At 43.8% G+C, this 23,303-nt stretch carries 19 protein-coding genes and 2 CRISPR repeat arrays; of the genes, 18 read left to right on the forward strand and 1 reads right to left on the reverse strand.

The genetic code is table 11. From position 1 onward, the window contains the following. The first annotated feature begins 22 nt into the window (after positions 1–22). The 9 genes from DCC85_RS23250 (at position 23) to DCC85_RS02190 (ending at position 8,415) form a co-directional block, all read left to right on the forward strand. Positions 23–1,876: a WXG100 family type VII secretion target gene (locus DCC85_RS23250; protein ID WP_234414303.1), complete on the forward strand. Its 1,854-nt coding sequence runs from the start codon at positions 23–25 to the stop codon at positions 1,874–1,876. 2 nt (positions 1,877–1,878) lie between these two features. After that, on the forward strand, positions 1,879–2,130 hold the full coding sequence (locus DCC85_RS02150) for a hypothetical protein (RefSeq protein ID WP_108464097.1): 252 nt from the start codon (positions 1,879–1,881) through the stop codon (positions 2,128–2,130). An 842-nt stretch (positions 2,131–2,972) separates the two neighbouring features. Continuing rightward, positions 2,973–3,380, forward strand: coding sequence for an SUKH-3 domain-containing protein (locus DCC85_RS02155; protein ID WP_108467667.1), 408 nt, complete (start codon positions 2,973–2,975; stop codon positions 3,378–3,380). A 326-nt stretch (positions 3,381–3,706) separates the two neighbouring features. Continuing rightward, positions 3,707–4,684, forward strand: a complete 978-nt coding sequence (locus tag DCC85_RS23255; protein ID WP_234414304.1) for an EndoU domain-containing protein — start codon at positions 3,707–3,709, stop codon at positions 4,682–4,684. Between the two features lie 23 nt (positions 4,685–4,707). Next, entirely contained in the window at positions 4,708–5,010 is a 303-nt protein-coding gene (locus DCC85_RS02165) for a hypothetical protein (protein ID WP_108464098.1), read from the forward strand. 285 nt (positions 5,011–5,295) lie between these two features. Further along, a complete protein-coding gene (locus DCC85_RS02170) occupies positions 5,296–5,481 on the forward strand; it encodes a hypothetical protein (RefSeq protein ID WP_234414305.1) in 186 nt (61 codons plus the stop codon). A 21-nt stretch (positions 5,482–5,502) separates the two neighbouring features. Next, the gene (locus tag DCC85_RS02175; RefSeq protein WP_108464100.1) at positions 5,503–6,057 is read left to right on the forward strand and encodes a hypothetical protein; all 555 of its coding nucleotides are present in this window, start codon (positions 5,503–5,505) and stop codon (positions 6,055–6,057) included. A gap of 380 nt (positions 6,058–6,437) precedes the next feature. Next, complete coding sequence (locus tag DCC85_RS02180; protein ID WP_108464101.1) at positions 6,438–6,944, forward strand: SUKH-4 family immunity protein; 507 nt, start codon at positions 6,438–6,440, stop codon at positions 6,942–6,944. A 931-nt stretch (positions 6,945–7,875) separates the two neighbouring features. Beyond that, a complete protein-coding gene (locus DCC85_RS02190; protein ID WP_234414306.1) occupies positions 7,876–8,415 on the forward strand; it encodes a hypothetical protein in 540 nt (179 codons plus the stop codon). Between the two features lie 312 nt (positions 8,416–8,727). On the opposite strand, the gene nfi is transcribed toward DCC85_RS02190, so the two are convergent. After that, a complete protein-coding gene (gene nfi / locus DCC85_RS02195; protein ID WP_108464104.1) occupies positions 8,728–9,411 on the reverse strand; it encodes a deoxyribonuclease V in 684 nt (227 codons plus the stop codon). A gap of 148 nt (positions 9,412–9,559) precedes the next feature. Continuing rightward, a CRISPR array of direct repeats spans positions 9,560–10,850; the repeat unit is 32 nt; unit sequence ATTTCAATCCACGCACCCATATAGGGTGCGAC. Positions 10,851–11,274: 424 nt separating this feature from the next. On the opposite strand from nfi, the gene DCC85_RS02200 reads away from it, so the two are divergent. From DCC85_RS02200 to DCC85_RS02240, 9 genes are all read left to right on the forward strand, one after another. After that, positions 11,275–13,701 (forward strand): CRISPR-associated helicase/endonuclease Cas3, encoded by a 2,427-nt coding sequence (locus DCC85_RS02200; RefSeq protein ID WP_108464105.1) that lies wholly within the window; start codon positions 11,275–11,277, stop codon positions 13,699–13,701. A 32-nt stretch (positions 13,702–13,733) separates the two neighbouring features. Next, on the forward strand, positions 13,734–14,453 hold the full coding sequence (cas5c, locus tag DCC85_RS02205; protein ID WP_108464106.1) for a type I-C CRISPR-associated protein Cas5c: 720 nt from the start codon (positions 13,734–13,736) through the stop codon (positions 14,451–14,453). Then, positions 14,454–16,382: a type I-C CRISPR-associated protein Cas8c/Csd1 gene (cas8c, locus tag DCC85_RS02210; RefSeq protein WP_108464107.1), complete on the forward strand. Its 1,929-nt coding sequence runs from the start codon at positions 14,454–14,456 to the stop codon at positions 16,380–16,382. Further along, positions 16,383–17,249, forward strand: coding sequence for a type I-C CRISPR-associated protein Cas7/Csd2 (cas7c, locus tag DCC85_RS02215; RefSeq protein ID WP_108464108.1), 867 nt, complete (start codon positions 16,383–16,385; stop codon positions 17,247–17,249). After that, a complete protein-coding gene (gene cas4, locus DCC85_RS02220; RefSeq protein ID WP_108464109.1) occupies positions 17,236–17,895 on the forward strand; it encodes a CRISPR-associated protein Cas4 in 660 nt (219 codons plus the stop codon). The genes cas7c and cas4 overlap by 14 nt, the downstream gene beginning before the upstream one ends. Next, a complete protein-coding gene (gene cas1c / locus DCC85_RS02225) occupies positions 17,892–18,923 on the forward strand; it encodes a type I-C CRISPR-associated endonuclease Cas1c (RefSeq protein ID WP_108464110.1) in 1,032 nt (343 codons plus the stop codon). Before cas4 ends, cas1c begins: the two co-directional genes overlap by 4 nt. Before the next feature lie 9 nt (positions 18,924–18,932). Further along, on the forward strand, positions 18,933–19,223 hold the full coding sequence (cas2, locus tag DCC85_RS02230) for a CRISPR-associated endonuclease Cas2 (RefSeq protein ID WP_108467669.1): 291 nt from the start codon (positions 18,933–18,935) through the stop codon (positions 19,221–19,223). Between the two features lie 187 nt (positions 19,224–19,410). Beyond that, positions 19,411–21,390: direct repeats of the CRISPR family, unit length 32 nt; unit sequence GTCGCACCCCGAGTGGGTGCGTGGATTGAAAT. Positions 21,391–21,645: 255 nt separating this feature from the next. Continuing rightward, on the forward strand, positions 21,646–22,572 hold the full coding sequence (locus DCC85_RS02235) for an ABC transporter ATP-binding protein (protein WP_108464111.1): 927 nt from the start codon (positions 21,646–21,648) through the stop codon (positions 22,570–22,572). Then, on the forward strand, positions 22,565–23,275 hold the full coding sequence (locus tag DCC85_RS02240) for an ABC transporter permease (RefSeq protein ID WP_108464112.1): 711 nt from the start codon (positions 22,565–22,567) through the stop codon (positions 23,273–23,275). The genes DCC85_RS02235 and DCC85_RS02240 overlap by 8 nt, the downstream gene beginning before the upstream one ends. Positions 23,276–23,303 lie beyond the last annotated feature (28 nt).

Genomic DNA, 23,303 nt, shown 5'->3' on the forward strand with positions numbered 1-23,303 from the left:
GCTTGTACGAAGGGGGCTAAACATGCAGCAGAAGGTAACGCCTGAACGGCTTATGGATTTGGCGCTTCAAATGAAGCAGCTGGATCAGAGGATGAGCAGCGCAGCAGTCGGGAAGATTCAGGAGCTGCGTTCCTTGGTTAATGAGACGCGGGCTGATTACAATGAGTCTGGGGTTGGGTCGGCCGCAAGTGCGCTTGAGAGACTGTTAGGTGAGGTAGAGACAGCTTATAAGTCTGTAAGTGAGCAGCTCAGGAGGAAGCAGAGTGCCCTCAAAGCCGCTGCACAGATTTACCAGGATACGGAGAATAAGGCCAAAAGCTCTTTCCAGCCCAAGTATGGAACAGGCAGGCGTACTCTTAAGGATATGTTCTCCAGCCTGATGGATGCCGCGAAGAACAATATGCAGTCCAGCAGTGGTAACTCCGGGTTCAGTTCGTTCATAAAAAACTTCATGGGCGTCCTGCTGGAAATTCAGGAATCCGCCCTAATAAACCAGCTTCAGCCCTATAAGGATGACCCCAAAATCCGTGGACTAATAGAAGTCCTGAGTGTGGGCACGCCTGAACAGCAGGTGGAGGCAAGGAAGCAGCTGGGGCAGATTGCCTTTGCTATTCATGAAATCGCGCGGAACCAGGTATCTTATGACGTTTATAAGACGTATGGAAATGTGCAATATATGCAGGAAGCACAGAATATCGCGAATGCCCAGCGAGAGAAGCTCTTAGAGCTTGGAGTCTCCGAGGAGTGGTACGATAAGGATGTTAACTTATCCGGACAGTACAAGGATACGGTGCTCTCCGCCCTCTCCTATAATCCATACAAGAGTGATCACTCCCCTATGCCGACAGATGGGCGGCTCCTTAAGGTGATAGAATATGGGATGAAATATCCGGAATTTAGAGACTGGGCAAAAGTTAACTACTCGGAGATTGAGCTCGCTGTCCAGCAGGCGATTGAAGCTGAACAAGAGGCCAAGCGGCTTAAAGAGGAAGCGGACCGATTGGCCGAAGAGGAAGCCTCCAAGAATATGCTGGAGAAATCCTGGGATAGCTTTAAGGAGATCGGGTCGGATATCTGGCAGGGAATGACGGATCGGAATAACAAGAAATTTGATTCCATTTACGACTTCGGCAACTATATAACTTCTGGCGCCTTTGACGCTGTCAGCGGCTTTGTAGATGGCATGGAAAATCGCGCGGATAAAGCTTTTGACTCGGGCTATGACTTCTTCAACTGGCTCTCGATGGGGGCGGTAGACACTGTAAATGGAGCGATTAATCCCGATGAGCCTTTCTCCAAAGAACACTGGATGAACTCCCTTGGCGTGGTCATGATGGTGGCCGGGGCCAAAGGTGCCTTGTCCAAGACCAAGACTCCAGTCTTGCCGAAGAATCCTGTAGAGGTAAAGGCAACGCAAGCCTCGAAGATTTTGGATGAGGTGGAGGAGAGGATTGAGAAGGTTGAGGGAACGGGTAAAGTTCAAACTGGAGGAAGGGAGCTTTCGGTTGAGGAATATTTAAAGCGGCTTGATACAGCAGATGCAATGTATGAATCCTTTAGAAAATCGAATGTAGATGTTCAAAGTATTGCTAAAAATACTGGGATGTCTGAGAATAGAGTTCAAAGAATAAAAGACCATTTGTTTTTTAAAGAGCATATTAAAGAACATGGCGTGGGGCGTTTTGAAGCAGATTATGAAATTGCGCAAGCATGGGATAGGCTTCAAAAAGGGATATTTAAACAACAAGATATTGACTTATTGAATCATGAACTTTTTGAATCAAAATTTGAAGGTATTTTTAAAACAGACTATAGGACTGCACACGATAGAACAGTTGATTCTGGTCGTCCGTGGTATCCGCCTGAGGAGGAGTAAATTTGGCATCGTATGTATTGCTACTAAAAGAACACGAAGATGAAGAAACAGTTGTTTACAGATTTGGTCCAAATGAAGATGTAATGGGAAAAATTGAATTGAATAAGACAACTAAGAAGTTTTCTGAGTTAGAGTCGTTACCTGACCCTAACATCCCAAACAAATTTTATTTTGATAGAGCGGCTCAAAGACTTGTGGTTTGCTTGGTTAGAGAGGGTGGCATATTCCCAGAGAGAACTGCATTTGAATCATAGTGCTGAATGAAGCAATAATTGACCAACAACACATATTACCCATGTAACCTCGTAGTAAGACTAATGCCCGCCGCGCACCACGCGCCGTCTAATTAGCGGGCGGAAGATAATGAAGCTAAGCGAAATTTGTGATTCTGCTAAAACTGAAGCTGAATTGGATTGTCATCCAGATAGTATGACGAGATGCGGTAAACTAATCGAGTCGAGTGCATTCGGGAGCTACCATTAATATCTAGGTTGTCTTGTTATTCATTCATGATGCTCCCGATGTGACAAATTTAAGATAGGGGAAAACGCCCTATGCTTCAGTATGTATGGTGTGATTCCTACCTGTAGAGTGTCTAACTTATAAGGGGAAGACAACTTGAAAGGAGACATCAATCATGATGTATCCTGTAAAAGATTGCATTCAGAAGCTAGGGCTAACACATTGAGCGTTTGTTGTCTATTTGACATCTCATAAAGAGGGCTTCATAGTTGCCTTTATCACCCCAACAACATGTAATACAAAAAATTAACCAAACAAAAAATGCATTGAAAGATCGAAAACTCTAAAAGGCTTGTTCCAACTTGAACGATAAGTAGGAATGAGCCTTTTGCATGTTAGGGTGCTCTCCACCCTCTTATAATCTACACAAGAGCGATTACTCACCTACGCCGGCAGACCAATGGCTCCTTATAGTGATTGAATGTTCGAGAAAGGGCATTTAGAAGTGGTTGACGGACCGGAATAACAAGAAATTTGATTCCATTCTGGATTGGTTAAATCATTTTGCGAAAATTGTACAATAACGTTTAATGACTTTATGAAATCAATGGATTAGGGGGGAAAGTAAGTGAATATGAGTAAAGAAACCCTAAAGATATTAAGGGATGCTGGCTGGTATGAGGGAAGAAGCATTGATACAAAAGAAATGGAAGGAAATTTAGAAAGAGTAGGTTATACAGTTTTTCCTGAGGTGAAGAAATTTTTGGAAGAGTTTGGAAACTTAGTGATAAAAGATACTATAAATGATGAGACGCACAATACGAGTGTAAAATTCAATAAGTATGGAGTCTTCAAAGCGGAGGAAGAGTATGCTCAAGAGAAATTAGTTCCTGTAGGGTTGATTGATAGCGATTTTTTAGTGCTTTTTGTTTCAGAAAGTGGAAAAGTGTACTGTAGTACTGGTAAATTAGGTGACAGTGCAACAGAGGCATGGGAAAGACTAATCGGGGGTAGCGGCGTTAAACCGTGGGGATATTTCTAATCTTATGTATCATTCAACAAGTAACTTCTACTAAAATAAAGCTGGGGTTTTATATTATGGTAGTAATATATCTCATAACCCAAAAAACAAACACTTAAAATTGACAAACACGCTTGATTAAACTTTCAAAGGCTTGTTCCAACTTGAATGATGAGTAGGAATGAGTCTTTTGCATGTTAGGATACGGTGCTCTCCGCCCTCTCCTATAATCCATACAAGAGCGATTACTCACCTATGTTGACAGAGCAACGGCTCCTTAAGGTGATTGAATATTCGAGAAATCCTGGGATAGCTTTAAGGAGATAGGGTCGGATATCTGGCAGGGAATGACGGACCGGAATAACAAAAAATTTGATTCCATTTACGACTTCGGCAACTATATAACATCAGGTGCTTTTGACGCTGTCAGCGGTTTTGTAGATGGCATGGAAAATCGCGCGGATAAAGCTTTTGACTCGGGCTATGACTTCTTCAACTGGCTCTCGATGGGGGCGGTAGATACTGTAAATGGAGCCATTAATCCCGATGAGCCGTTCTCCAAAGAACACTGGATGAACTCCCTAGGGGTGGTCATGATGGTGGCTGGAGCCAAAGGTGCCTTGTCCAAGACCAAGACCCCAGTCTTGCCGAAGAATCCTGTAGAGGTAAAGGCAACGCAAGCCTCGAAGATTTTGGATGAGGTGGAGGAGAGGATTGAGGACTCCAGTAAAATTCTTGAGGAACAGATCAGAAAGCGCGTATTGGAGAACATAGGGAAGAGCAAAATCGCCCGGGCAGCTTCAAATTTTGACGAGTACTTGAAGAAGGAGAAGGAATTACTTGAAGAGATAGAAAAGAAAAGGGCGATTGAGAAGGTTGAGGGGAAGGTTAAAGCTAATCTTTTCAATGTTAGTAATGAAGCATTGGATCATGCGAACATAGGGGACTTTACTAGAAATCCAAGGACTGGTGAAATATCAAAAATGAGTGGGGGTGGCCATGGGCAAGATAATATCGATTTTCTTGAGCAAAATGGTATTGAGTATAATATTGAGCTGACGTATCCTAACGGAGTTAGGGTAGGAAATGTTCCAGGGCACAAATCAAAAGGAAAAAGAACTGGAACTGGTCAAGCTTGGTTTCCAGAGACATGGACAAAAGAGGATATTAGAAAGTCTGGTGAATATGTTGCCAATATGCCTGACCATGTGAATGTGGCAGATGGGGTAACTATATTTGGTGAATATAATGGTGTCAGAGTTGGAGTAATTAAAACAAATGGGGAAATTGGGACGATTTTCCCAGACGATATGATGCAACCATAATTTTGGTGGAGGTAAAGAGTACTATGTTTAATGAAAAAGTCCGGGCGGTTTTGGGAGCAAGAGCCTTATTTGATGATAATGATCCTAGAATTGAGCAAAAATGGACTGAATTAATTGATTTGCTGAGTAAAAATGAGGATTTAACATTAGGTTTTTTGAAAGAATGTTCAAAGACTGAACTTTCATACCTTAGTGAAGTGTTTGAAGATGTTGCTTATAATCTACAAAGTAAAAGGTATATAGAGTTACTATATCAACTAGATAAAAGATACCCAGATTTAGAGCTTAAGAGTCATATACAAATCGCTGAAGATTATATGGGGTAGTTTGTGTAGCAATTCTTATATCGGAAATTATCTAGCCAATAATTATATAGAGATTCCCTCGCCTGCGCACCATGCAACATTCATTAAGAGGGCGAGAGATAACGAAGCCAAACAAACTCAGCTTTTCATGCCCGCTTGAAGATTACAACGAATCAGTAAATCATCCATAAAGTATGACGAGATGCGGTCACTATTACGGAGTCAGGATATGCTGTTTTTGGAGGGAATTCGATTGAAGATGGAGTGTGGTTCCGGTGGAATCCTGAAAAACTTAGAATTGTTGATATGCTTGAGGAGGTTAATCACTGGCAGCAATACAAAAATGGTTTGCAAAAAGCAGGTTACTCTCCAGAGGCACTAGAGCTAATGGCAAAACGGGCCATTATTAATACGTATAATTTAGATAATCAACTAAAAAAGGAGTTGTTGCACGATATTAAAAGGGTGCTAAATGGGGAATACGTAAAATGATCTTCTAATTAGGAGGTATATATGGCATTTATTTTATTAGAACGTGAGCAAAAGCCAATCAGATTGCGGGGGAGAAAAGTAATACCGTCAACGATATCAGTTTTGAGCAAAGATACATTAGTAGACGGCGAGTATATTGGCGTTAGGAGTAAAAAGAAGGTAAATCTTCTGAATCATGGAGGGACATTAATTGCTGCTCCTGAATTAAGAGAAGCATATTATATTAGTAATATGACCCCTGCTACATTGGGCGAGGAAGCTTCCCGAATTGATAGTGATGAGGTTTTTGTGGTACCTGAAGATTTTCAAAAAATAAAAAAGTATACATTTATGAAATATACGATTAAAGATGTTTGGAGGGATGTATTTAATTCATTTTGGATTCCTTGCTCTCTTTTTGATCAGCACTGCAAACTGGGTGCAGGTTGGATAAAAGTTTCCACTCAGGAGATTATTCTAATGGATGGATTATTACCTAAACAGACAAATCAATTACAAATTAGGTTGAGTAATAATTCTTTATCGGACTCTAATTATGGAATGATAATAGCTGGTCTGAAAGAGATAGACTTTTAAACCTAAATTAACCTATCCTAAATGGAATAAAAAACAGTATCGTCGATTGGTGACTGCTAGCTTTGATCATTGCCTGGCTCGCTTAGATTTGTATACACGCTCCAGTTATTGAGAAGCTGTTTTCGTGGTATATCAAGCGAAAAGGCTTCTTTTTTAACTTTATAACATAGGGGACTAGGCGGGGGTACTTAACATGGAGATATAAAGTTCAGCCCAAACGATTCCGCTGAACTATTAAATATGCGAACTAAATCATTAGAGTGACAGGGAAGTACCAACTGCAAGCAATTGTTACCTAGAGAGTATACGAATGCGAAAGTGACATAACTGAAGCAGGCACTAAAACAACTATTTAGTATTAGTTAGTGAGGGAAACGACTATGGAATATAATATAGAAGGTATTAGGAAATATTATGATGACTTCCGTATATACCCTTATGACAAGCTAATTGAGCAGGGTTTTGTAGAGAGTGATGCTCTTTTTATGAGTGAGATAGGTATTCCGCACAATTTTCTGGGTTTTACTTTTTTTGCCCTAGAGGAATTTAAAAGTTGTATATTTTCCGATGAAAAGTACATTCAAATAGGTATTTTTAGGCCACATGATTATACCGATAACAAAATTTATGTGCGTTTTGGTAGTGGGAAGGTAGTAAAAGAATCAGAAAATGGTATTGCTCTCCTGAATCGTGATTTAAAGACCTTTTTCTTGTTCCATTTGATTTTTTTTCAAGAGGCTAAAAAGTATAATTTAAAAAACGTAGAGGATTGTAACACGTATGGAACAGAGGTGCGAAAAAAGTTTGAAAAAATTGATCCTGAGGCAATGGAAAATAGTGAAGGCTATTGGTCTACTAAAGTAGAAGAATATGAAGAAATGTGGTGAATTACTTTAGACTGTACAATATAACCGGCAAACTATACGCAAAATAATTCAAACGCTTGATAAACCCCAAAAGGCTTGTTCCAACTTGAACGATAAGTAGAAATGAGCCTTTTGCATGTTAGGGTGCTCTCCGTCCTCTCCTATACAAGACCAATCACTCCCCTATGCCGACAGATGGGCGGCTCCTTAAGGTGATTGAATATGGGATGAAGTATCCAGAATTTAGAGACTGGGCAAAAGTTAACTACTCGGAGATTGAGCTCGCTGTCTAGTGGGCCATTGAAGCTGAACAAGAGGCCAAGCGGCTTAAAGAGGAAGCGGACCGATTGGCCGAAGAGGAAGCCTCCAAGAATATGCTCGAAAAATCCTGGGATAGTTTTAAGGAGATCGGGTCGGATCATCATATGTCATGCAAGATGAACCTAGTGTTATCTGATGAAGAAGTATGGGGATTTTATAAAATTGGACAAATAAGTGCAACAAGTAGCTCTATAATAAGTCTTGATTAGTTTTGGTTTTTCTAGGTTTTCTTTTTGGTGAGCTACCCAGTACCGAATAAACTCATCATTTAACCAGTAACAAATATGACAGATATAAAAAGGTAGTTCGGGTGTACAACTCTAACAACAAGACCTTACAATACAACTAGCAAACCAAATACTAAGTGATTTAAACACTTGATAAACATCCAGAAGCTCTTTCCACTTGTTTTATGAGTAGGGAGGGGCTTTTTGATTGACCCTAATCAAGAGAGATATGTGGCAAAACTTGAAGATGCAAATTCGTGGAGAGTAAAGGTAGATGGAAGGGGAGTTAGGTAACTTCAAGATCAATCGTAGAATTATAGTTCATGATGTCAGTAAAGTTAAGGATGCGGTACTTAGGGCGTTAGAAACATACATACATAGTTCATAGAGAGATTAGCACTTAGTTGAAGAACTTAAAAACTAGAGGTAAAAAAATGGACTTTGATATTCGGAAAATTCGAGAATATTATGATTCTGAATTAATTGTATATGATATTGGAGATCTAGTAAGTATAGGTGTAAGCCTGAATAATGCTGATTTTATGGTCACAATTGGGTTTCTAGAGGAACTTGGTGATTTTGTATTCTATGAAATAGATAGATTTCAGAAGCTAATGATTGAAGGAGTACGATTTATAAAAATCGGTCATTCCTTATTTTCAGGATATGGATTGTATGTAAAAGAGAGTTGCGATGAACTCTTTACCAGCTCCTCTTTCCATGAACCTGAAGTTTATAGGCTAAATAAGAATCTGGAAACATTCTTTTTATTTTATTTGATTAGATACGAAGTGTTAATGCGAATGAGGCAACAAGGGGATTATACTTCATATAAATATGCAAGAGAACTACGTGAGTTGTACGAACAGATTGACCCTGAAGCAATGAAGCAGGTTGAAGGATACTGGTCACATATAATAGAGGATTATGAAACTGGATTATAAATTGTATTGGTGAAGCAGGTCATTTTCACAAGCAAGCTATTACTACTTGATCAAGGTCAACCCAAAAGAAGTAATTTAGCAAGTTCCGCAGGAACATTGATAGCGATAACTTAGGCTGTTTATTTTAGGAAGCGGAAAAGTACCCAACGGTATCCGTAAATTAGTTGATATTTCCTCAAAAGCTTGGGAAAACTTGTTTCGAGGTAACGGATTGCCGTGGGGAGACTGTTACTTGGAATCTCCTAATGTATGAACAGGCTACCCCGCTGCTACGCTAGCTTAATAAATAGTAGCCCCAGCCTTGCTCTGGCTCTACTCCCCTTTTAAACCCGATAGCACCCTGTTTACCAACTGGTCGGCATGGCGGGTTGTTTCCGGCAAGCGATAACTCGGAGCGAGTCTAAGAATCCAGTCACAGGCGGAGTTCAAAGATATACGATGTCCAATAGATACAAAAATGGGCTTTATCGCATCCTGGGTTCTGAGCACATTTCCAATAACCTCATTGCGGTCCACAAGTGGCGAGGACGCCCCGCGAGTGCTCCCCGGTTCTTCATATTCTCCTAAAAGCCTGGTCTTTCCGCATCCTATCGCGGGCACATCAAAGAGCAGCCCCAAATGGCTTGCTAATCCAAACCGTCTGGGATGGGCAATTCCCTGGCCGTCGCAGACAACGAGCTGGGGCGTATTTTTTAGTTGATCGAAGGCTTTTACAATGGGCGGCAGCTCCCGGAAGGAGAATAGACCTGGGATATAAGGAAATTGCACATGATCCTCTACCACGATCGATTCAACCAAATTCAGCGTATCCGATTCAAGAATCACAACAGCGGCGATAAGTTTATCGCTGTGCTCACTGTAAGCCACATCTACTCCAGCTACATATTGAATGCTGCTGTAACAATCCTCTTTGACAACCTGTCTTGCTAATTCCTGCTGTAGCTCGATGGCTTCTGTTTCAGTTAAATTCCATGAATGGTTTAGTACGGGTTGCATATTGGGTTCTCCTTTATCGTATTTGCGCGCCCTTGTGGGGTGCGACGCTGACCGCTAACATTCCTAGGGGCTATGGTTGCCGACTATCAATCACGCATCCCACAGAGGATGGTACCAGACCAGCTACGATCACCGTTTCAATAGAAATATTTTGATCCACGCACCCACGTAGGGTGCGACAGCCACCAGCTGCTCCGAACGGATTGGGTTTGGTGTTTCAATCCACGCACCCATGTAGGGTGCGACAACAACTGATAAGTTAAAAGATAACCAAAATCAATTTCAATCTACGCCCCCATATAGGGTGCACATGGACTACAAAGGACAGGTAATAGTATCTAGCGAATTTCAATTCACGCACCCATATAGGGTGCGACAGCTTCTCTCGTCAGTGGAAAGTTGTTCTGTGAAGATTTCAATCCACGCACCCATATAGGGTGCGACCATCTATGCGATCCAGTACCCACCATTAAGCTGGTATTTCAATCCACGCACCCATATAGGGTGCGACGTCACAGACAACCTTTTCATAAGATTCGTTTGATGATTTCAATCCACGCACCCATATAGGGTGCGACCAAAGGCTGAATTGCTGGAGTATGCCAAAACAAATATTTCAATCCACGCACCCATATAGGGTGCGACTCCTCGTCTGACAGTTCGGCTCCATCCTTTTGCGATTTCAATCCACGCACCCATATAGGGTGCGACTTGATCTAGCGTCTCAAGCTTACTCTCAATGACTGATTTCAATCCACGCACCCATATAGGGTGCGACAAGCTAGAGCTATGGCAAAGCTAAGAGGTTGGCATATTTCAATCCACGCACCCATATAGGGTGCGACAGGTGGTTCCTTCCCTTCTTTTGAGGGGTGGCTAAATTTCAATCCACGCACCCATATAGGGTGCGACTTCCTTATCACTACAGCCTTATCACCGTCTGCTTTATTTCAATCCACGCACCCATATAGGGTGCGACGCCGCATGTGGTCGACCACCGTCATGCGACGCCAATTTCAATCCACGCACCCATATAGGGTGCGACCAAAGGATAAGCCAAAAACTGAAGCAGCTTATTATTTCAATCCACGCACCCATATAGGGTGCGACGGTACTACAAAGCGATTGTCGGTAACCTTACCAATTTCAATCCACGCACCCATATAGGGTGCGACTGCCGTTGTCCGCTTGATGTTTACATCTGACCAGGATTTCAATCCACGCACCCATATAGGGTGCGACTGTGAAAGTATATTATGAGGATATTTTAGTTGGTATTTCAATCCACGCACCCATATAGGGTGCGACCATCATCAAGTGTGGGGATGAATGTTGTTGTTCAATTTCAATCCACGCACCCATATAGGGTGCGACGAAGTACTACAACCTGTTTTATTAACCTTCACAATTTCAATCCACGCACCCATATAGGGTGCGACAGCGAAAATGCATAGGAATCAATCTCATTGCAGCATTAACTCCATACATCTTCATGTTTTTCAATGCGAAAAGAGTCTTAATTCAGTCTTGACTTTTTGCAGACTGAGTAAATCTCCACTCATTTCGACAAATTCTGAGGTGCGAAAGCCCTGGGCTTTTTATGGGAGCTTCACATTCGCACTTCTTCCTCCCATGCATGCTTGGTTTCTGAGTTTAAAATAACCTATTCCCCAAATTATGCCAAGTAGTTTTTCTGTCAGTCGTTTAAAGCAGCCTAGAATTCGTTGAAATTAGTCGTTTTTTTCCTTTTAAATGAAAAGTTTGGAAGGAAATGCTCGGTTCTTGTCGAACAACTAAATAAGACTATTCACCTTATCAGCGTCTATTTTACTGATCACTTAGTCTTAGTTCAGGAGGCTTGTTATGAAGTACATAGCTCATATCAGGCAGAAGGATGGCTCTATTCAGACAGTCATAGAGCACTTGCAGGCCGTAAAGGAAAGCTGTGAAAATTACGGCAGAGTGATAGGGGTTAGCCACTTGGCGGGGTTAGCCGGACTTCTGCACGATCTCGGGAAGAACACAATGGAATTCAGCACCTACATACAAGAGGCTGTGGCTCATCCGGAGGCGCCTCCCCGCAAAGGCTCTGTGGATCATTCCACAGCGGGCGGCAGATTACTATTTGAACGATACCATAAGAATACCTCTACAGTAGAAGACAAATTTGCCGCGGAGTGGCTGGCCAATTGTGTGATTTCTCATCATCAGGGGCTGCGAGACTTCGTTGACTCCAAGCAAACCTCGCCTTTTCTTGAGCGTGTAGAGGAGAAAGTGCTGAAGGAGTTCGATCAAGCAAAACAAGAATTCTTTAATCATGTTCCTGAACAGGAGCTGGACCGCTATTTTAATGAGGCAAAAAAAGAGCTAAAGCACTATTTGAAGCTCATACAACAGCACAAGCTTCCATCTATCACGGCTTCCCTTCTCATTAAGTATATCTTTAGCTGTCTTATTGATGCGGATCGAAGCAACACTAGGCAATTTGAGGAGAACACATCCTCTGAGCCGAACCTGGATCAACATGCCTTCTTTACCAGGAGTTATGAAGCATTACATCAGCATCTCACAGAGTTGGAACGGCAGGGGGACTCAGCGCACCCCATTAATCGACTAAGGCGAGAAATGTCTGATCGATGTGAAGAATTCGCACAACGTGACTCTGGGATTTACACTTTATCTATTCCTACAGGTGGGGGAAAAACATTGGCGAGTTTGCGCTATGCCCTAAAGCATGCGCTAACCCATGGCAAAGACCGCATTATTTACGTTGTTCCATACACGACAATTATTGAACAGAATGCGGCTGAGATTAGAACTATTTTACAAGAGGATGATTTGATCCTTGAGCATCATTCCAATGTGGTGGAGAGGGAGTTCGAATTAGACAACGAAGATTATGATTTAAGGAAGCAGAAGATCAAGAATGCGAGAGATACTTGGGATTCCCCGATTATTTTTACAACCATGGTGCAGTTCTTGAATACCTTCTATGCCAAAGGGACTCGCAATGTAAGGAGATTGCACCAGCTGTCGAATTCGGTCATTATTTTTGACGAGGTCCAATCCGTACCTATAAAATGCATCTCATTGTTTAACGCTGCGCTGAACTTCCTTCATATTCTAGGGAAATCCAGCATTCTCTTGTGCACCGCTACTCAACCTGCACTTGACTTCGTGAAGCATAGGCTGCATATGTCCCCGCAAGCGGAGATCATCGAGCAGCTTGGGGAGGTAAGTCAAAGTTTCAAGAGGGTTCATGTGCACGATCGAACGACATCTCTAGGATGGGGAGCAGAAGAACTGGCGGATTTTGTTCAGCAGCAGATGAACGAAGTGAAGAGTGTCCTAGTCATATTAAATACGAAAATAGCCGTGCGTAGATTGTTCGATCAACTTACACAGCTGGATAGGGAGAATGAACGCGGAGTACGCCTGTTCCATCTCAGTACCAATATGTGTGCAGCGCATCGTAAGGATATATTAGAAGAACTCAAAAGGTCACTCGAAGCCGAAGAGCCCGTCGTCTGCGTAAGTACCCAGTTAATCGAAGCCGGAGTAAATATTAGTTTTGAGTGTGTCGTTCGTTCTCTCTCAGGTTTGGACTCTATCGCTCAAGCGGCGGGTAGGTGTAACCGGCATGGCAAAGACCCGATCCGTAATGTCTACATTGTTAGATCGGCTGATGAATCGCTCACTCGGCTACCAGAAATTCGGATTGGAGCGGAGATGACCCAAAGAATTTTACATGAGTTCAATCAGTCTCCTGAGCGGTATGATCAAGACCTGTTATCTGTCTCGGCTATGAAGGCTTATTTTGAGTATTATTACAGTCAATTTCAGACTGAGATGGACTATCCGGTTGCAGGGCTTCAGAAGAATCTTTACGACCTCCTGGGTGCTAATAAAGATTTTTGCAAGGCCTATGAGAATAAGCATCATAAGCCTCTCGAGACTTTGACACGAGCTTCTCTCGCTACAGCCGAGCAGTATTTTGAAGCCATTAGCAATAGGGCGACTTCTATTGTGGTTCCATACAACGAAGAAGCTGTAGATTTAATTACAGCACTAAATGGAGAATTGGACGGCGGGGAGCTGGGGGGACTACTGCGTAAGCTGCAGCCTTATGTCGTTAACATTTATGATCATGAGCTCAAGGCGCTGGATGCAAATAACAATCTTGATTTATTACTTAACGGGCATGTGCTGGCTTTGAAGCAGCCGGCTTACTCTAAGCAATTTGGGGTTAATTTGGCAGGAAACGGGGAATGGTCCTTTGCAATGATTTAGACATACAGAGCTATCAAGAAAGGAGGAACACCATGCGCAATCAAATCGAGTTTGAAGTTCACGGGAAATACGGGCTGTTTACGGATCCTCTAACGAAGCTAGGGGGGGAGAAGTTCAGTTACCAGGTTCCCACCTACCAGGCGATAAAGGGAATCGTCGAAAGTGTTTACTGGAAGCCGACCTTAATCTGGTATGTCGATGAGGTTCGAGTGATGAACCCCATTCAGACGGAATCCAAAGGGATGCGCCCAATTGAATACAGCGGTGGCAATACATTAGCTTATTATACTTATCTGAAGGATGTGCGCTATCAGGTTAGAGCTCATTTTGAATTCAATCCTCATCGTGAAGACCTTGCGGATGACCGGAACGAACATAAGCATCATAATATCGCCCAACGCGCGGTCAAAGCAGGAGGCCGCAGAGATATCTTTCTGGGAGCGCGTGAATGCCAGGGCTATGTTGAACCCTGTGTGTTCGGAGAAGGAGAAGGGGCTTATGATCAGGTTGCAGAAATTGATTTCGGGATGATGGTTCATGGGATCAGTTACCCGGATGAGACAGGACGGGAGGAACGAGAGACCCGTTTATGGAGGGTCAAAATGGAGCACGGTGTCATCCGGTTTATTCGTCCCGAAGAATGCACTAGGGTGAGAAAGTCCGGGCACGCTTCGGCCAAACTCTTCACTCCCGGGAATATCCAGTCCGTTGATAGTCTGTATAATGAGTTGTTCCCTGAGGGAGGAGTATAAATGAGCTGGCTTGCAAACTTGAATACGACGTATGAGCAGCATGAGCATGCGATCGGGCAGTTCGAGAAGAAGAGAAATGGCCGCGAGTATACGCTAATTCCTGTATCACATACCACCCAGACAGCTCATATTGAAGTTCATCTGGATGAGCGAGGAAATTATTTATACGCCAAAGTTGTAGATAAGGAAGACGGCAGCACGATCATGCCTTGTACGGAAGCCTCCGCCAGCCGGACAAGCGCTCCAGTACCTTATCCGCTATTTGACAAGCTCATGTACGTGGCAGGTGACTATTCACGGTACTGCGGTGAAGTGAAGGGTACACCTTATGAAGATTATCTGAATCAATTAAAGGCTTGGTGCGATTCATCTTATAAGCATCCCAAGGTGGAGAGTGTCTATCATTACATTGCCAAGGGAACTTTGATGACAGACTTGATTAAGGATCAGATCTTATGGGTGGATGAGGATAACAAACTGTTGAAAAGTTGGACTTCTGCTATGGAAGAGAAGCAGGGGGAGAAACCTGATATTTTCAAAGTGATTGCATCGGACCAGAGCTCGGCCTTCGTACGCTTTGCAGTCCAAATTCCTGGCGATCTGGAGCCTAAATTGTGGCGTGATCGTTCTGTTCAGCAGTCATTTATTCATTATTATGAGCAGAACCTGCAAGAGATGGATTTGTGTTATGTCACAGGGGAGCTATTGCCTTATGCAGACAAGCATGCTTCACGTATCCGTCACTCTGGGGATAAGTCCAAGCTGATCTCAGCGAATGACTCATCTGGCTTCACCTATCGCGGACGCTTTCGGACTAGCCGAGAGGTGGCTTCGGTCAGCTATGAAGTGTCTCAGAAGGCACATAATGCCTTGAAATGGCTGATCGAGCGGCAAGGGTTTGCGGTAGACGGTAAAGTCTTTCTGGTATGGGGCACAGAGAAGCTGGATCTCCCGGATCCGTTCGCAGATACTTTCAGCCTTTATGGAGAGGAAGATGAAGAAGGGGGCGCAGGGGATAGCACCCATAAGGAGTTTGCCAATCAGGTGCGGCAAGCTATCGGGGGTTATCGCTTTGACGGGGATTACAAGTCGAATGTTATCGTCATGGTGCTTGATGCGGCAACACCAGGGCGCATGTCCATTGTCTACTATCAGGAGCTTAATCATCGTGTGTTTCTGGACAAGCTCCAGCACTGGCATGAAAGCTGCTCATGGCAGCATCGCTACCGCAAAGATCAGGATAACAAGCCTATTGTTTTTATTGGAGCACCGGCAACCAGGGATATTGCACTTGCAGCCTACGGTTCACATGTCAGTGATAAGCTGGTGAAAGGTCTGATGGAGCGAATGCTCCCTTGTATCATTGAGGGTCGCCCTATCCCAATGGATATTGTACGAAGCGCCATTAACCGAGCCTCAAATCCGGTGGCTATGGACAGCTGGGAATGGGAGAAGGCACTCGGCATTACCTGTGCTGTAGTAAATAAAACCTTTGAGAAAGAGGGCTATGAAGTGAGCTTAAATACTGAAACGACAGATCGGAACTATCTGTTTGGCCGTCTGCTGGCGATTGCCGATGTCTTGGAGAGACGAGCTCTGGGCAGAGATGAGAAGCGCGCGACAAATGCCATTCGTTACATGAATGTTTTTGCCCAGCGCCCGACACGCACTTGGTCCATTATCCAATCCAATATTCAACCGTACCAAGCAAGACTTGGAACAGAGCTGCACTACTATAACCGTTTATTAGATGAAGTTGGAGGCCGGATTCAGTTCGAAGACTTTACAGATAAGCCTTTGAATGGCTTATATTTATTAGGCTTTTACAGTCAGCGCAATGATTTGTATACGAGCAAGAAGGATAAGAATGACGGAGCTGAAGAACAAGCCCAGATTCCATCCAATCCAGAGGAAGAAGGAGAGAATTAAATGAGCGTACTGGATCATAAAATTGACTTTGCTGTAGTGTTGTCTGTTCGTAATGCTAATCCTAATGGAGACCCGCTTAATGGAAATCGTCCTCGTCAGAACTATGATGGCCACGGAGAGATTTCGGACGTATGTATCAAGCGCAAGATCCGTAACCGACTGCAGGATATGGGTGAAGCGATACTAGTACAATCCGATGAGCGTCGCAGCGACGGATATCGAAGCATCAAGGAGCGAGTGGATGCGAATGCCGAGGTAACGGAGTTTGCTAAGGGCAAGAAGCAAAATAATGAACTTTACGCTGCTGCGGCTTGCAATGCATGGATGGACGTACGCAGCTTTGGGCAAGTCTTTGCCTTTAGCGGTTCTGAGGTATCTGTAGGTATTCGAGGTCCAGTATCTATTCATACTGCAGTAAGTGTAGAACCGATTGATATTACCAGCATGCAGATTACGAAGAGCGTTAATGCCGTAACTCCTAAAGATCCTAATAAGAAGAGCTCAGATACCATGGGGATGAAGCACAGAGTGGATTTCGGAGTCTATGTATTCTATGGAAGCATCAATACCCAATTAGCGGAGAAGACCGGATTTACGTCTGAAGATGCGGAGAAGATTCGTGAAGCTTTGCGCACATTATTTGAAAATGATACTTCTTCAGCTCGCCCGGATGGAAGTATGGAAGTGCACCATTTGTACTGGTGGGAGCATTCCTCCAAGCTGGGTCAGTATTCGTCTGCCAAGGTTCATCGTTCCCTTGAGGTGAAGCTGAAAGATGGAGTATCCGAAGGCAAATCGATTGACGATTACTCGATCACTGTAACTCCGCTTGAAGGATTGCCTGTCCAAGAATATGCAGGACTATAAAGAGGATGATTACCTGCTGCTGTCCGGCATTCAGCATTTTAATTTTTGCAGAAGGCAGTGGGCATTAATCCATATTGAGCAGCAATGGGAAGAGAATGTTAAGACAATAGAAGGTACCTACTTACATAGAAAAGCGGATCAGCCGATGATTCGCGAGAAGCGGGGAGACAAGCTGGTTGTTCGGGCTATGCCGGTTCACTCAAGAGAGCTTGGCATTACAGGGATATGCGACGTGGTTGAATTTGTACGCGATCCTGATGGGGTCCCTCTGGCAGGTGAGGAAGGATTATTCCTTCCTTATCCTGTGGAATACAAGCGAGGGAAGCCCAAACGGGATGATTCAGATCATTCCCAATTGGTGACTCAAGCCATCTGTCTGGAAGAGATGCTGCTCTGTGAAGTCTCTAAGGGCTATCTATATTATGAGGAGATCAAGCACCGGGTAGAAGTAATCATCACCCGGGCTGACCGGGAACGAGTAAAGGCAAGCTGGGAAGAGATGCGTCAGTATTTTAAGAATAGACATACTCCAAAGGCTAAGGCCGGGCCGCATTGCCAGAGCTGTTCCCTGAACCTGGTGTGTCTACCGGAAATCCTGAATAAGAGATCGGTCTCCAGCTATATTGAAAGCAGGTTGAATGAGTGAAAAAGCTGCTAAATACATTGTTTGTTACCATGCCAGACACCTATTTGTCGCTAGATGGCGAGAATATTGTGGTCAAGCAGGAAGAAGCGGTGTTGGCCAGATACCCTCTGCACAATTTAGAGGCGGTATGTACGTTTGGTTATGCAGGGGTTAGCCCGGGGCTTATGGGGGCCTGTGCATCGCGAAATATCGCGCTGACCTTCATGACGAGCAGTGGGCGTTTCTTAGCCCGCGTAATTGGAGAGAGCCGAGGAAATGTGGTCCTCAGAAAAGAGCAATACCGCATCTCAGACGATGAGCGGAGAAGTGCTCTCGTTGCGAGGAATATGATTGTCGGCAAGCTTTATAACAACAAGTGGATTTTGGAACGTGCTACCCGGGACTATGCTCTTCGTATGGATGTCGAGCGAATCAAGAAAGTCACATTCTCCTTGACGGAAAGTATGAAGCTTCTTCGTGAAGTTGAAGATTTGGAAGTGTTACGGGGGATCGAAGGGGCTGCAGCCGTTCAGTATAACTCCGTTTTCGATGATCTGATTCTGCAGCAGAAGGAGCATTTTTACTTTCACGGACGGAATAAGCGGCCGCCGCTCGATAACGTGAATGCACTGCTATCCTTTGCCTATACCCTTTTGGCTAATGATATGAGATCAGCTCTTGAAGCTGTAGGATTAGACGCCTATGTAGGGTTTCTGCATAGAGATCGGCCTGGACGAGCTTCTCTGGCCCTCGATGTAATGGAGGAGCTTCGGGGTGTGATGGCTGATCGTTTCGTCCTTTCCTTGATTAATAAGAAGATCATTAACGAGAAAGGTTTCTACCGCAAGGAGAACGGTGCCGTCATCATGGATGACGAGACTCGTAAGAAGGTGCTGAAGGCTTGGCAGGAAAGGAAGCAGGAGAAGATTGTACATCCCTATTTGAATGAGAAAGTTCCCTGGGGATTGGTACCTTATGCTCAAGCGCTTTTATTAGCCAGGTTCATCCGAGGTGATCTCGATGAGTATCCTCCATTCTTGTGGAAGTAGGTGTATCGCGTGCTGGTGCTTATAACCTATGATGTCAAAACCTCAGACCGTGAAGGAAGAAGACGGCTGTCTAAGGTTGCTAAGAAGTGCATGGATTACGGACAAAGAGTACAAAACTCTGTCTTCGAGTGCATTCTAGACTCTACTCAGTTCCGACGCCTGAAATATGAATTAGAAGAGCTGATCGATGAGACTGAAGACAGCTTGCGTTTCTATAACTTAGGGGATAACTATAAAAAGAAGGTAGATCATGTCGGAGCTAAGCCAGCTTATGATATGGAGGGGCCGCTCATTCTCTGAAGTGAAGTGCGAATGTGAAGCTCCCATAAAAATCCCGGGGCTTTCGCACCTCAGTTTTTGTCGAAATGCGCAGAATGGCATTCGATTTGCCCAAAGTCAAGATTGGATTAAGACTGTTTTAACATTGGAAATTGTGAAAAGGCATGGAATTGATGCCGAAATGGGATTAATTCTGTGTATTTTCGCTGTCGCACCCCGAGTGGGTGCGTGGATTGAAATATAAATCAATTATAACTCTGTCTTTTGATTTTTACAAGTCGCACCCCGAGTGGGTGCGTGGATTGAAATTGGAACAGTATTTACCTGGTAGTTAAAACTCCGGTCGCACCCCGAGTGGGTGCGTGGATTGAAATCATCTTAACGGATAATTACCACCCTGCACATTTAAAAGTCGCACCCCGAGTGGGTGCGTGGATTGAAATTAATCCAATATTTATAAAGAACCATCGAAGGTAAAACGGTCGCACCCCGAGTGGGTGCGTGGATTGAAATAATCTGATAATCTCCAGGCTTCAAATTATCAACATGTCGCACCCCGAGTGGGTGCGTGGATTGAAATTTTAAAAACTTTTTGCACAAGAAACAAATCATCCAGTCGCACCCCGAGTGGGTGCGTGGATTGAAATATATAATCCGCCAGAATTCATAATGAAATACAGGTCGCACCCCGAGTGGGTGCGTGGATTGAAATTGGAACAGTATTTACCTGGTAGTTAAAACTCCGAACGTCGCACCCCGAGTGGGTGCGTGGATTGAAATAGATCATAAAATTTGAGATCAAAATCCATAGGTAAACGTCGCACCCCGAGTGGGTGCGTGGATTGAAATAATCCGTGCTGGCATATCCAAATTCGCACAATAAACAGTCGCACCCCGAGTGGGTGCGTGGATTGAAATACCTTTAATGTCATAAATTATAGGTCGATCATCATAGTCGCACCCCGAGTGGGTGCGTGGATTGAAATCGCAAAAATCCTAAACCCAATGCGCCAATAAACTGTCGCACCCCGAGTGGGTGCGTGGATTGAAATTTTAAAAACTTTTTGCACAAGAAACAAATCATCCAGTCGCACCCCGAGTGGGTGCGTGGATTGAAATTATTAAGGAGGGGTAGTATGTCCTATCAAGCAAAAACGTCGCACCCCGAGTGGGTGCGTGGATTGAAATCCCCTATTATCGACCTCATAAATGAAGCCCCCGGAGTCGCACCCCGAGTGGGTGCGTGGATTGAAATATTGAAAGGTTCTCCAGCAGCCGCCCGATCCAATGTCGCACCCCACGTGGGTGCGTGGATTGAAATGTTTTATTTTCTTGGACAATATGCGAATAAGCTGCGTCGCACCCCACGTGGGTGCGTGGATTGAAATCTCCTCCCCATCTCACATATATCCTGTATATTACAGTCGCACCCCACGTGGGTGCGTGGATTGAAATATATTTCCGGGTGCAGGAATCCAACAGGGATACCGTCGCACCCCACGTGGGTGCGTGGATTGAAATATAATTCGCTTTATGAGCTCAGAAGGGTTAACAGCGTCGCACCCCACGTGGGTGCGTGGATTGAAATATAAGCGTCGTGGTGAACCTTGAAAGGATAAAGGTGTCGCACCCCACGTGGGTGCGTGGATTGAAATTTACCTCTGAATCTATAATCTCTCATATCTTGTAGTCGCACCCCACGTGGGTGCGTGGATTGAAATCTTTTCCTGCATCGATCTCCGCCTCCAATATCCGTTGTCGCACCCCACGTGGGTGCGTGGATTGAAATAGAATTGACGCATCATATGGCACACAATCTACAACGTCGCACCCCACGTGGGTGCGTGGATTGAAATCCTTTTTGTTTGGCGTTAACATGGCATACAAAAATGTCGCACCCCACGTGGGTGCGTGGATTGAAATATCATCATTGGATCGCATTATTGAAGCTTTAAAGTCGCACCCCACGTGGGTGCGTGGATTGAAATTTTGGGCTGAGGGCTTAACGCCGGAAGAGATCGCAGGTCGCACCCCACGTGGGTGCGAGGATTGAAATAAGTAAAGCACGTTCCTTATCTCCCGGCTTAATGGTCGCACCCCACGTGGGTGCGTGGATTGAAATAGCCGGGAGATAAGGTGGTAATCACCGATGCAATGTCGCACCCCATGTGGGTGCGTGGATTGAAATTATGGTGTAGGTCGCGACGTCGGATGACTCACGTCGCATCCCACACGGGTGCGTGCATTGAATTAATCCAAAAATAACAAATCTCTATTTACTAGTATTTTTTATCATATATTCACTTCGTTGAAAGAGGTACAATACGATTTGTTATTTATAGGTAAAATGGATTAAAGTACAATAAATGCTATTTATATCTGATTGTATACTTTGGCAAATGTATGCTGCCTGGTGGTTAATGTAATTAGGAGGTTGAGAAGAGTGGACTTTATTGTTGAGACAAATAAGCTGCATAAGAAATACGGGGTGTCGATAGCTGTAGACGATATTTCCTTACATGTGCCGCGGGGGAGTATTTATGGTTTCCTTGGTGAAAATGGAGCTGGCAAGACGACTACCATCCGCATGCTGATGAGGCTGATTGAGCCAACAAGCGGGGAGGTTTTTTTATTTGGTGAGCCGCTGGAGAAGAACTATCCGTCTATCTTTTCTAAGATTGGCACGATCATCGAAACTCCTGGCTTATATGACAACTTGAGTGCACGCGATAATCTGAGAATCTGCTGTACGTACATGGGGGTGCGCGACGATGGAAGGATAGAGCGAACCTTAACTACGGTAGGGTTAGAACATACGGGCACAAAAAAGTTTAAGGATTTCTCCCTAGGAATGAGACAACGATTAGGCATTGCAAGAGCGCTTATTCATGACCCTGAGCTGCTTATATTGGATGAGCCGACGAACGGACTGGACCCATCTGGAATTAAGGAAATTCGTCAGCTATTGAAGCGATTGTGTGAGGAAGAAGGGAAGACGATCCTTATCTCCAGCCACATTTTGAGCGAAATTCAGCAGGTAGCTACTCACATTGGGATTATACATAATGGAAAACTGTTAGCGGAAGATCGACTGAGTCAGTTGGAGGAAAGTTTTGAGCAATATACAGATCTAAAGGTAGATGATGCAGAAGCGGTACACAAATTTTTGCAAGAGCATATGAAGCAGCTACAATCCCAAGTGCTATCCTCACAGCAACTAAGAATTCATAGTCCGATTGAAAACACAGCTGCACTAAACAAACAGTTAATAGATCATCAGTTTTCAGTCTATGAAATACACACCATAAAGCAGACACTAGAGGATTACTTTTTGGCCCTCATTTCGGGAGAGGGTGGGAAACGTGATTAGAGCAGAACTTATTAAACTTAAAGGCTCTAAAGCCTTCTTGTTAAGCTATATTATATTGCTGGCTGTTATACTGCTGGAATTCATCCTAAGCGCTGCTTTTTACAGTTATTCAATTGATAAATTGGGATGGGACTACTATTTTACAAATATTGTTTTCCTGGTTAATATTGCAGCCGCATTTATTAGTTACTACATATTAACCGGTCATATTTTTGCACGAGAGTATCAAGAAAAGACGCATCTATTTATGTTTACCACGCCAGTCACCAGGGTTAAATTTTATTTTAGTAAATTGATTATTATTTATGGATTTATTATCGTTTCCCTATTTACCGTTCTGATTCTATCTATATTATTAGGCCTGTCCATTACAGATCGGCCATTAACGCCGGCCATCTGGGGATATCAGATCCAAGTGTTTGCTAAAATGTGTGTGATGCATGCGATGTTGATCCCGATCGCCTCTTTCTTTGCTATACGCTGGAAAAGTTTTATGGTAGTTGTACTCTTAGTTTGTACGGTTATATTTCTGAGCTTTTTGTGTAAAAGTGAATGGTACCCGTGGATTGTGCCCTATCTGTTGTCCCCCAATGAGGAAAGTGCAACCAGACACGTCAATATTCCTGTAGCGTGGTTGAGTTTATCCATAACTTTTCTTCTTGGATTGTTTCTATCCATATGGACATATCAAAGAAAAGACTAAATGGGGCGTTTTTGTAAAAGGAGGGTTA

Source organism: Paenibacillus sp. CAA11, assembly GCF_003060825.1.
Lineage (GTDB): Bacteria > Bacillota > Bacilli > Paenibacillales > Paenibacillaceae > Fontibacillus.

Bases quoted from the DNA above. Each gene is read 5' to 3' on its own strand.
- DCC85_RS23250 (WP_234414303.1), top strand. From the start codon at position 23: ATGCAGCAGAAGGTAACGCCTGAACGGCTTATGGATTTGGCGCTTCAA.
- DCC85_RS23255 (WP_234414304.1), top strand. From the start codon at position 3,707: ATGACGGACCGGAATAACAAAAAATTTGATTCCATTTACGACTTCGGC.
- cas4 (WP_108464109.1), top strand. From the start codon at position 17,236: ATGCAGGACTATAAAGAGGATGATTACCTGCTGCTGTCCGGCATTCAG.
- DCC85_RS02170 (WP_234414305.1), top strand. From the start codon at position 5,296: ATGCTTGAGGAGGTTAATCACTGGCAGCAATACAAAAATGGTTTGCAA.
- cas8c (WP_108464107.1), top strand. From the start codon at position 14,454: ATGAGCTGGCTTGCAAACTTGAATACGACGTATGAGCAGCATGAGCAT.
- DCC85_RS02175 (WP_108464100.1), top strand. From the start codon at position 5,503: ATGGCATTTATTTTATTAGAACGTGAGCAAAAGCCAATCAGATTGCGG.
- nfi (WP_108464104.1), bottom strand. From the start codon at position 9,411: ATGCAACCCGTACTAAACCATTCATGGAATTTAACTGAAACAGAAGCC.
- DCC85_RS02165 (WP_108464098.1), top strand. From the start codon at position 4,708: ATGTTTAATGAAAAAGTCCGGGCGGTTTTGGGAGCAAGAGCCTTATTT.
- cas5c (WP_108464106.1), top strand. From the start codon at position 13,734: ATGCGCAATCAAATCGAGTTTGAAGTTCACGGGAAATACGGGCTGTTT.
- DCC85_RS02200 (WP_108464105.1), top strand. From the start codon at position 11,275: ATGAAGTACATAGCTCATATCAGGCAGAAGGATGGCTCTATTCAGACA.
- cas7c (WP_108464108.1), top strand. From the start codon at position 16,383: ATGAGCGTACTGGATCATAAAATTGACTTTGCTGTAGTGTTGTCTGTT.
- DCC85_RS02155 (WP_108467667.1), top strand. From the start codon at position 2,973: ATGAGTAAAGAAACCCTAAAGATATTAAGGGATGCTGGCTGGTATGAG.
- DCC85_RS02180 (WP_108464101.1), top strand. From the start codon at position 6,438: ATGGAATATAATATAGAAGGTATTAGGAAATATTATGATGACTTCCGT.